Raw genomic sequence first — 9,777 nt, forward strand, 5'->3', positions numbered from 1 at the left:
ACTCCTTAAAAGAGATGACGCTCAGGCGTCGAGGAAGGTCTTGACGTGCGAGACGAATGTCTCCGGATACTGGAAAAGCGCGCCGTGGCCGGAATCCGGGTAGATGATCAGCGTTGCGTTGCTCATCGCCTTGAACATCTCGTAGGCGTTGACCGACGGAAACATCGTGTCGTCGCTGCCGTGGACGATGAGCGTCGGCTGCCCGATCGCCTTTAGCGAGGCATGATGCGGGTCGCGCTCAGAGCACCATGCGATGATCGACGCTGCTTGCGGATCGCTGACGGTATCTGCGCTATCGGGATCGCGGTCCTGCCTCCGGGCGAGGGCGCGGTCGACGAAGGCCTCGCCGGCTCGCTGGCTTTGCGCCGACGGGGTGAAGAACAGCGGAAGCCTTACGTCCTGCGCATCTTTTGCGAAAGCCTCCCCGACCACCTGCAGCAGATGTTCCTCGCCACCTTTCGGCGCGGTGCCGGCCAGGATGATCCTGCGAACCTTGACCTTCGGCCGGACTGCCATCAGCTGGGCAAGGAAGCCACCGAGGGAAAAACCGAGCAGATCGACCTCGTCGAAGCCGAGCGCGGCTATGAAGGATTCCGCGTCCGCCGTCTGTTGCTCGACATTGTCAGGCGTGGCGCCTGACGATCTGCCGACGCCCGCATTGTCGAAGACGATGACGGTGCGCTCCGCCGCCAGCGCATCGACCAGCGCAGGATCCCAGGAATCCATCGTGCCGGTGAAGTGCTGCAGAAGGATCAGCGGCGTGCCTGCATCAGGGCCGAGGCGGCGGTAAGCGAAGCGGATTCCATCCGCTTCGAGATACTGCGTGGGCGCAGTCTGCAGTGAATTGGTCATGTCAGTTCCTTTCGGGGGAGGTTTTCAAGTATCGGGGCGCGCGTCATCGCCGTCCGGTTCCAGGGGAGCCATCCGCCGTGCTGCGCGAATTGTTGGGGCCGACCCGGAGCGGTTCGGCGGTTGAGGGGATTGCGGAACCGCTCAGCTGTTCACGTCGACCAGCGTGCGGCCGCGGACGCGGCCTTCCAGCATCTCTGACGCAATCCTCGGCACATCGGAGAGACTGGCCTGCGTGATCGTGGATGCCAGCTTGTCGAGGTCGAGATCCGTCGCAAGCCTTGCCCATGCCTTCTGGCGGATCGCCATCGGCGCGTTCACGGAATCGATGCCGGCGAGCGTGACGCCTCGCAGGATGAACGGGAGGACGCTGGCCGGAAGGTCGCGTCCGCCCACGAAGCCGCAGTTCGTCACCACGCCTGCGTATTTCGTCTGGGCAAGCACGTTTGCGAGCGTCCGGCCGCCGACGGCGTCGACCGCTCCCGCCCACCGCTCGGCAGCGATCGGCGCACCCTCCTGCGCAAGCATTGCCCGGTCGATCACTTCGCCGGCGCCGAGCCGCTGGAGATAATCGGTCTCGTTCCTCTTGCCGGTGGAGGCGACGACGCGGTAGCCGAGCCTGGACAGAATGGCGATCGCGATGGAGCCGACGCCGCCGGACGCGCCCGTGACGAGGACTTCTCCTCGTTCAGGCTCCACATCTCCATGCTCCAGGGCAAGCACGCTCAGCATCGCGGTGAAGCCAGCCGTGCCGATCGCCATGGCGTCCCGCGTCGAGATCGAGGCCGGAAGCTTGATCAGCCAGTCCGCCGGCACGCGCGCTTTCTGCGCGAACCCGCCATGATGCGTCTGGCTCAGTCCCCAACCTGTCGCGACGACCTTGTCGCCGGGGGCGAAGCGGGCGTCGCGCGAGCTTTCGACGGTTCCCGAAAAGTCGATGCCTGATATCAGCGGAAAGGTCTGGATGATCCTCTGCCCGGCGAGAGCGAAGGCGTCCTTGTAGTTTACCGTCGACCAGTCGATCGCGACCGTGACACTGCCCTCCATCAGGATATCGTCCTCAACCGTCTCGACGGTTGCCGTTACGCCGTCTGCCGATTGCCTTGCGAGGATTGCTTGAAAAGACACGAAATCGTTCCTTCTTGAAATGATTTCGCTGTTGTATGTGCACTCGGAAGTCATTGAAAGAACGCACAATTACAGCCTATACTATCAATTATGTGCGTGAGGACCGAAGAGGACACCGTCGATGCGACCCAAGCGACTCCAGCCCAAGAGCGGATGTTCCGTCGAACTCACCGTCTCCATCATCGGCGGAATCTGGAAGCCGACGATCCTGGCCAACCTTCTGATGGGCAAGAAGCGTTTCATGGAACTGAACCGTCTCATGCCGGACGCGACCCACCGGGTTCTGACGCTCCAGCTGCGGGAGCTGGAGGCTGATGGCCTGATAACGCGCCACGTCTTTCCGGAGGTCCCGCCGCGCGTCGAATACGAGGCGACGCAGCTTGCGCGCTCGCTGGTGCCGATCCTTGGCAACCTAAGGGACTGGGGGGACCGATATCGCGAGGAACAGCAGAAACTTCCAGAACTGGATCCGCTCTGCCCGGCCGATGAAGCGCCGGTTTCCGCTGGTCGCAGAGCCGCGGCAGCCCGCTAGATCAGGAGCAAAACTCGGGAGACGTTCAGGCAATCGGCAGCTTTCTGCGCGGTAGTCTGCAAACGCCTGTTGCCGGTTGCTGAAAACGGTGCGCAGCTTCGCTCGCTTGTCTCCAATGCCGGAATGTGATGCACTGCTTGAGGGGAAAACCCGGGCTTTTGCCGCGAGCACCCAACTCACAGGTACGGTTCTATGCGCAAACTGGCTGCCGTTCTCTGTATCGATGTCGCCGGCTACAGCAAGCTGATGGGGCGCGGAGGCTGGCACGCTTTCCCGCGTCAAGGCGGCGTTTGCGGCATTTGATCCTGCATTGGCGCGCCACCATGGTCGCATCGTCAAGCTGATGGGCGACGGCGCCCTCATCGAGTTCGCGAGCGCAGTCGATGCGGCAGTCTGCGCCATTGCGCTTCAAGGCACGGCTTCAGCAACCGATCTGACGCTTCGTTTCCGCATGGGGCTTAATCTCGGAGTCGTGATCGTCGATGACGGCGATCTCTTCGGGGAGGGGGTCAACATCGCAGCGCGGCTGCAGGCGCTCGCCCAGCCTGGCGGTATCGTGCTCTCCGAAACGGTGCGCGAACACGTGGCGGGAAAATTGAATGTCGCTCTTGAAGACCTCGGGACGATCTCGCTCAAGAATATCGAGCGCCCCGTCCGTGCCTTCGCCGTCCAGGGTGAGGCGCCGGCACAAGCTTCCGCCAGCCGCGAGCGGATCGGGATCTGCGTCCTGCCTTTCGCCAATATCGGCGGCGATCCGGAGCAGGACTATTTCAGCGCAGGCGTTACCGAGGATATCATCATCGATCTCAGCAAGCTCTCGTCGCTGACGGTCGTTTCCCGCGCGACATCGTTCAGCATCAAGGCTCAGAGCGCACGCGCCATCGCCCAGCAGCTCAATGTGGCCTATATACTCGAAGGCAATGTGCGCAAGGCCGGTGAACGCATCCGCCTCTCCGCCCAGCTGATCGACGGAGCGAACGACGGTGCCGCGAGTTAGCCCCTCCCACCCGTGGGGAGGGGTTTAAGGCTGAAAGCTCAAGCGCCCCTTGCCAACCCATGCTCCACCAGCCGGTCGATGACCTCCGCATAGGCCACACCGCTTGCGGCCATCGCCTTGGAATACATGCTGATATCGGTAAAGCCCGGAATGGTGTTCACCTCGTTGACGACGAAGCGCATGTCTTCCATCACGAAGAAATCGACGCGGGCCATGCCGTCGCAGCCGAGTGCGCGGAAGGCGCGGGCGGCCATGTCGCGGATCCTGGCTTCGACATCGGCGGGAAGCTCGGCGGGCACTTTCAGGGCTGCACCATTTTCATCGAGATATTTGGCGGTGTAGCTGTAGAAGCCGTGGCTTTCGGCGGGCGCGATCTCGCCGGGGCGGGAGACGAAGAGGCCGCCTTTTGTATCTTCCAGCACGCTGCATTCGATCTCGCGCCCGGCAATGAATTCTTCGGCGATGAGCTTTCGGTCGTGGCTGAAGGCTTCGGCAAGGGCGGGGGCGAATTCCTGGCTGCCCGAGACTTTTCGCACGCCGACCGAGGAGCCCTGGCGGGCCGGCTTGATGAAGAGCGGCAGGCCGAGCGCGCCTTCGAGCGCCTCAAGCGCGGGCGGCGCTTCCTGATCGAGTGTCACCGAACGGGCAACGGGCAGGCCGGCGGCCTTCAGCAGCTGCTTGGCGATATCCTTGTCGAGCGCCGTTGCCGAGCCCAGAATACCGCAGCCGGCAAGCGGCACGCGCGCCACCTGGCAGAGGCCCTGGACCGCGCCGTCTTCCCCATGCAGGCCATGCAACACCGGGAAGACGATGTCGATCCTGCCGGCCTCTGCCGCCTTTCCATCGGGCGTGACCGCCAGCAACCGTCCACGCCCGCCGGGCACGAGGCAAAGCTCGGTGCCGGAGGAGGGCTTGTCGAGTTCGCCATCGGCAAAGCGGCTTTGCAGCCAGCGCCCGTCCTTGCTCACATAGACGGGCAGGGCGTCATAACGTTCCGGATCGAGGGCGCGCATCACATTGGTCGCCGACATGATGGATACGTCGTGCTCGCTGGAGCGGCCGCCGAAGAGCACGGCAATGCGCAGCCTGGATTGGGAAGAGCTCATGAAAATCTCCTTGAAAACAAAAGCCTCTAAAGGCCGACCGCGATGCCTCTGTTGGCAAAGAAGCGGTCGAAGGTAGGAAGCGGCAGGATGACATCGGCCTGGCTGGCGCGGTCATGGCCGGAGGGATTGTGGAAGCGCACGCTCTCCTCATCGGCCGCCGTCACCAGGACCAGATGGCCGCCCTTGCCAGGCGGCTCGCGCTCCGGCCAGCGGATGGCGCTGCTGACAGAGGCGATGAAGAAGCTGTGTCCCGAGAGGATCTCGGGAATGGTTTCCGTTTGCACCTGTGTCCTCACATCGGCCGCAAGCCCAAAGCGTTCGTGCACGAAGGTCACGAAGGGCGCATAGATCAGCCCCTTGATCGAGGCGTCCGCCTCGTTGATCACATAGCCGCCATAGCTGGTGCAGGCCCTTGCGAGCGACAGGATCGGATGCGCCTCGCCGCGGGCGGCCAGGATCATCTTCAGGCAGGCCATGCCGCAGACATTCACCGCCCAGCGCGCATATTCCTCAATGGTCTCGGCGCCGGAATTCTTCCACCTGACATCGCGATGCAGGGCGGCAGCACCTTCGGCCAGCACCGGCAAGGTCATCTCGGGCGTTTCCCACTGGCTGAAATAGGGCACGTCGAGGCTCAGTTGGTTCATGTCGTCTCCGTCAGGCACTGCGATTGCGAATCCGCTTGAAAGTGGCTCAATCTAAATGCAGTTTAGTGTATCTTTGAAGATCCACTTTGCTTGTCGCGCGTGGGCCACTTGAACCAGCCATTGGGGAGCTTTGATGACGCTGACGAGAAGACGCGAAGGGCCATCGGCTTCGTTCCGGCCCACGATCGATCCGTCGTCATCGGCGCCTTTGCCGCGCCAGCTTTATCTCTCGCTGCGCAACGCCGTCGCCGAAGGCCGGCTGACGGGCGGGCAGCGGCTGCCCTCGACGCGGCTCGCCTCGGCGGAATGGACGATCTCGCGCGGCGTCATTGCCGAGGCCTATGAAATCCTGATGTCAGAGGGTTTTGCGGTCGCCCGCCACGGCTCCGGCACCTATATCGCCTCGTCCATTCCTGAGGGTGCGGCGCGCATGGATCCATCAGGTGCAGGCAGCGCGCAGGCGATCCGCCGGGGCGTCTCGGCCGCAGCGACAGCGATCCTCACACGCGGGCCGAGCCTTGAGCCGCAGAAGGCGCTGCCATTCGTCACCGGCCGCATCGCCCACGACGAACGCACGGCGCGGCTTCTGAACCGCATTGCCGTCAGGCATATGAACTATGCTTTCGAAGGCTATGGCGATATCCAGGGGGAGAGGGCGCTCAGGGCGGCGATCAGCGCCCATCTCGCCGTCTCGCGCGGCGTGCGCTGCAGCCCCGACCGGATCTTCATCACAGCGGGAACGCAGCAGGCACTCGACCTTGCCTTCCGCGTGCTGATGACGCCGGGCGATAGGGCCGTCGTCGAAGATCCGTGCTATCCGCCGGCCCGGCAATGCCTGGCGCTGAATGGCATCGATGTCGTCGGACTGCCGGTCGATCGTGATGGCATCGACATCGCGCGGCTGCTCGACGGCACGCTGCCTCCGCCTGCCGCCTTCTATGTGACGCCCTCGAACCAATATCCGGTCGGTTCCGTTCTGTCGCTCTCGCGCCGTCTCGGGCTTCTCTCTTATGCAGAGGAGAACGACTGCTGGATCATCGAGGATGATTACGACAGCGAATTCCGCTACCAGGGCCACCCGATCGCCTCGCTGCACGGCCTCGATAAGGCGGGCCGCGTTCTCTACACCGGCACCTTCAGCAAGGCGCTGCTGCCGAGCCTGCGCATCGGCTACCTCGTCGTCCCCGCCGATCTCGTGCCCGCCTTCCGCGCGGTACGCCCCGCCGTCGATCGCTGCCCGCCAAGCTTCCAGCAGCGGGTGATCGCCGATTTTCTGGAGGAGGGCTATTTCCCGGCGCATCTGCGGCGACTGAGGGAGCGGCTGCGGGCCTCACGCGATATGCTGGCTGGATTTCTGGGGGAGCGGTTGGCGGAGCATGTGGCGGTGCTGTTGCCGGATCAGGGGATCAATCTCACGGTTCGCAGCACGGGCGGCGGTTGGGACGACGACACGGCCGTTTCTGCTGCGGCGCTGAAGAAAGGCGTGGTGGTGATGCCGCTGTCGCGGATGAATGTGGTTTCGACGGATCGGTCGCGATTGCTGCTCGGGTTTTCGGGGCTTTCCGAGGAGGAGGCGGATATGGGGACGCGGGTGCTTGCCAAGGTGTTCGGGGGCGGGGCGTTTGTGAAGGGGTAGGTTCGAGCTCCTGCGGTACTGAAGACCCCGCCCCAAACCCCTCCCCACAAGGGGGAGGGGCTTAATCTGCCGCACCCGCTTTCCACATCTTCAACGTTTCGGGAGGAGGGCAGCGGTGCTCCAGGTTAGCTCCTCCCCCTTGTGGGGAGGGGTTGGGGAGGGGTTTTGACGCGGTAAAGACCTGATGGTCGACAAATTATAAGGTGTCGGAGGCTTCCGACGCCATATGGAGATTGGCCGCTTCCGCCCTTACCACTTCACGCGGAAACCGGTTGTTCCGCTGACGGCATAGCTATCGCCGACGTCCTTCAGCGAGGATTTTGCCGCGACTTCGCCATAGAGCGAATAGCGCTCGTCGTTCCAGATATACGAGCCGCCAAGGGTCAAGCCTGCCCAGACCGGGTCGTTCTTCGTTTCGAAACCAGTGCCGGAGACATCGACTGCCGTGCCATCCAGGACCTCGCCGTAGAGATTGGCAATGCCGTAGATTTTCGCGCGCGCCGTCTGGCCATCGGCACGCTGCCAGCTCTCCTCGCGGTCGAGTGCCATCCCGAGCCGTCCGACCAGACTGTCGCCGTCATCAAGCGAAACCCGTGCGCCGAACCGGTCGTCGAAACTGTCGAAGTCGACGGAGGAATAGACGAGTTGCGCCTGGGGCGTGATCGACCAGGACCCGGAGGTTGCGAAGCGCCTGCCGGCTTCGAGGCTCAGCGCATAGCCGAAGCCATTGTTGCCGTTCTCCATGGCGCCATCGACGAGATCGGATTTCAGGTCGCTGTCATACCAGGTGAGCTGGCTCTGGGCGTCGACGTAGAAATCGTTTTCGCCATACCAGGTGAGCGTCGCGCCCACCCCATAGCCTCTCGTGTCGATATCGCCATCGCCGTAGACCGAGCCAATATCGCCGGAAACCGTGCCGTAATGGACGGTCAGGCCGCCGATCAGCCGGCCGGCCTGGTCCTGGTAGAGCTCGCCATCGAGACCTCCCTCCAGCTTGAACAGATCGTAGTCATAGGTGGTGCCGCTCGTGCTTGTGTCCGGCTGGAGGCCGGCATGGGTCCCCTCGGTGCGAAGCCAGATATTGTCAGGACCGCTCGTCGGCGTCGCTTTGCCTTCGTCCGGCCAGGTGCGGTCGCCGATGCGCTGCTGCAGCGTCGACAGTCCGTTCAGGCCGAGAAGCAACTGCGGATAGGCTTCATAGAGGGGAACGCCCGGCTGATAGACGGGGCCGATCACCGTTCCCGATGGATCGATGAGCGTCGAGCGAAGATACCAGTCTCCGTCAGTAGGGGTCGCGATACCGTTCTGATAGAGCCGGTAGGCGTATGCCCCGCCGACGGCGGCCTGATCTCCCTGGAAGACATAGTCGCCGATGAGCGAAAAACCGCCGGCTGAGGTGCCGCCAACATCGACGATCTTGATGCCTTCGACGGTCTGTGCGCCCGCGCCGCCGAGATTGGTGACGCGAACATTGGTGGTGCCTGCCGTATTGCCTGTTACGACGAGCCGGTCGGTCAGCGAGGCATCGCCGGCGAGCACGCTTTCGATGGCAAGCGTGCCGCCATTGCCGATATAGTTTCCGGTGATCGTCAGCGTGCCGATGGAATTGCCGGGGGCGACGGTGCCGGAACTCGTGACGTCGCCAATGATCGTGCCGCTGCCGCCCAGCGTGCCGAGATTGGTGATATCGCCAATGACCGATGTCGGCGTGGTGTGGTCGCCGATCAGCAGCGTGCCGTCATAGATCGTCCAGTCGGTCGCCGTCGTGGCAATGCCGGTCAGCAGCCAGGTGCTGGTGCCGGTCTTTTCGAACGTGTCGAAGTTCCGGTATTGCGCGGCGGGGCCGATGGACGAGATGTCGAAACTGTCGCTGCCGGTGCCGCCGAGGCGCAGCGTATCTGACAACGTGGTATTGCCGACGACATTGCCGATGATGTTGGAGCCTGCGTGAAGCTCCAGGATCATGTTGGAGGCCGGATTGGACGTGACGATGGCATCCGCCATGCCCGCACCGGCACGAATGGTGCCGCTGTTGATGATCGTGCCGTCTACCATCTGAACGGTCACGCCATAGGCATTGCTGCCACCTTCGATCGTGCCGTTGTTGATGAGAAATCCGTTGGTGCGCATATGCACGCCTTCGCCGGTGAAAACGGCGCCGTTGACACCATTGCCGCCACGGATGGTGCCATTATTTGTCAAAATGTTGAGAGCCCCGGCAGCGCCACCCAGAAAGACACCTGCTGCGCCATTGCCGGTTGCGCTGCTTCCGCCCTGGATGAGGCCATTGTTGGTGGTGTTGGTTCCACGCTGGCTTTGAAATCCAAAGCCGCCGCTTCCGGCGCCGGAATTCGAGCCGCCGGTGACGGTGCCGTTGTTGATAAACGTGGTGGCGCTCAAACTCGCGCCGGTGCTCGTCGTGGACGTCCCATCGGGGCCGCCTGTGATCGAGCCGTTATTGATCAAAACTGACGGCGTGATGGTTGAAATGACAATGCCGCGTTGACCGGTACCGCCCAGGAGTGACCCTTCGATGGTCAGTGCCGGGACGCCGGGATTGTTGAACAGGAGATTGCCGGTATTGAAGCCCTGCGTGTCAATAGTAATCGGCTTGGCAGGGGTCGGAAGGACTGCGCCGCTGAGCGGGAACGTCGATGTCAGTTTGATGATTGCGCTGCTATCGCCATCTGTGTTCGCCGCTGTAATGGCGTCGCGCAGTTCCGTCTCGTTGCCGGCGAAGTAGATCGCTGCCGAAGCGGGCGTATAGACCGCGGCTGCCATCGTCAGCGCCACATAGCTCACGCTTGCAAACAGTTTTGCTTTCCTGAAAATAGCCGTGCCGATAACACCGTAGCTCATACCCGCCCCTATAAATCGATAGA

The 9,777-nt window shown here is 62.9% G+C and carries 7 protein-coding genes and 1 pseudogene; 3 read left to right on the plus strand and 5 right to left on the minus strand.

Annotated elements, in window-relative coordinates:
• Positions 1–21 precede the first annotated feature (21 nt).
• Positions 22–852, minus strand: a complete 831-nt coding sequence (locus ACR9ZQ_RS13250; RefSeq protein ID WP_481428016.1) for an alpha/beta fold hydrolase — start codon at positions 850–852, stop codon at positions 22–24.
• Between the two features lie 141 nt (positions 853–993).
• On the minus strand, positions 994–1,977 hold the full coding sequence (locus ACR9ZQ_RS13255) for an MDR family oxidoreductase (protein WP_310388501.1): 984 nt from the start codon (positions 1,975–1,977) through the stop codon (positions 994–996).
• A gap of 121 nt (positions 1,978–2,098) precedes the next feature.
• On the opposite strand from ACR9ZQ_RS13255, the gene ACR9ZQ_RS13260 reads away from it, so the two are divergent.
• Both ACR9ZQ_RS13260 and ACR9ZQ_RS13265 read left to right on the plus strand, forming a co-directional pair.
• Positions 2,099–2,509, plus strand: a complete 411-nt coding sequence (locus ACR9ZQ_RS13260) for a winged helix-turn-helix transcriptional regulator (protein ID WP_310388499.1) — start codon at positions 2,099–2,101, stop codon at positions 2,507–2,509.
• 289 nt (positions 2,510–2,798) lie between these two features.
• Positions 2,799–3,506: pseudogene (locus ACR9ZQ_RS13265) on the plus strand (adenylate/guanylate cyclase domain-containing protein); the annotation flags it as partial.
• 38 nt (positions 3,507–3,544) lie between these two features.
• Here ACR9ZQ_RS13265 and ACR9ZQ_RS13270 read toward each other — a convergent pair.
• Positions 3,545–4,612 (minus strand): D-alanine--D-alanine ligase family protein, encoded by a 1,068-nt coding sequence (locus ACR9ZQ_RS13270; RefSeq protein WP_481428017.1) that lies wholly within the window; start codon positions 4,610–4,612, stop codon positions 3,545–3,547.
• Positions 4,613–4,638: 26 nt separating this feature from the next.
• Positions 4,639–5,259 carry a C39 family peptidase gene (locus ACR9ZQ_RS13275; RefSeq protein WP_481428018.1) on the minus strand — a complete coding sequence of 207 codons (621 nt, stop codon included), beginning with the start codon at positions 5,257–5,259 and terminating at the stop codon, positions 4,639–4,641.
• Between the two features lie 133 nt (positions 5,260–5,392).
• Here ACR9ZQ_RS13275 and pdxR point away from each other — a divergent pair, with 133 nt between their 5' ends.
• The gene (gene pdxR / locus ACR9ZQ_RS13280) at positions 5,393–6,895 is read left to right on the plus strand and encodes a MocR-like pyridoxine biosynthesis transcription factor PdxR (RefSeq protein WP_481428019.1); all 1,503 of its coding nucleotides are present in this window, start codon (positions 5,393–5,395) and stop codon (positions 6,893–6,895) included.
• Positions 6,896–7,144: 249 nt separating this feature from the next.
• Here the strand turns inward: pdxR and ACR9ZQ_RS13285 are convergent, their stop codons facing one another.
• On the minus strand, positions 7,145–9,754 hold the full coding sequence (locus ACR9ZQ_RS13285) for an autotransporter family protein (protein ID WP_481428020.1): 2,610 nt from the start codon (positions 9,752–9,754) through the stop codon (positions 7,145–7,147).
• Positions 9,755–9,777 lie beyond the last annotated feature (23 nt).

It is taken from the genome of Rhizobium sp. KNZ14-9A (genome assembly GCF_056755015.1).

What these genes read in the sequence shown, in the direction of transcription:
- ACR9ZQ_RS13250 (WP_481428016.1), bottom strand. Translation starts at nt 852, where the DNA reads ATGACCAATTCACTGCAGACTGCGCCCACGCAGTATCTCGAAGCGGAT.
- ACR9ZQ_RS13260 (WP_310388499.1), top strand. Translation starts at nt 2,099, where the DNA reads ATGCGACCCAAGCGACTCCAGCCCAAGAGCGGATGTTCCGTCGAACTC.
- ACR9ZQ_RS13270 (WP_481428017.1), bottom strand. Translation starts at nt 4,612, where the DNA reads ATGAGCTCTTCCCAATCCAGGCTGCGCATTGCCGTGCTCTTCGGCGGC.
- ACR9ZQ_RS13275 (WP_481428018.1), bottom strand. Translation starts at nt 5,259, where the DNA reads ATGAACCAACTGAGCCTCGACGTGCCCTATTTCAGCCAGTGGGAAACG.
- pdxR (WP_481428019.1), top strand. Translation starts at nt 5,393, where the DNA reads ATGACGCTGACGAGAAGACGCGAAGGGCCATCGGCTTCGTTCCGGCCC.
- ACR9ZQ_RS13285 (WP_481428020.1), bottom strand. Translation starts at nt 9,754, where the DNA reads ATGAGCTACGGTGTTATCGGCACGGCTATTTTCAGGAAAGCAAAACTG.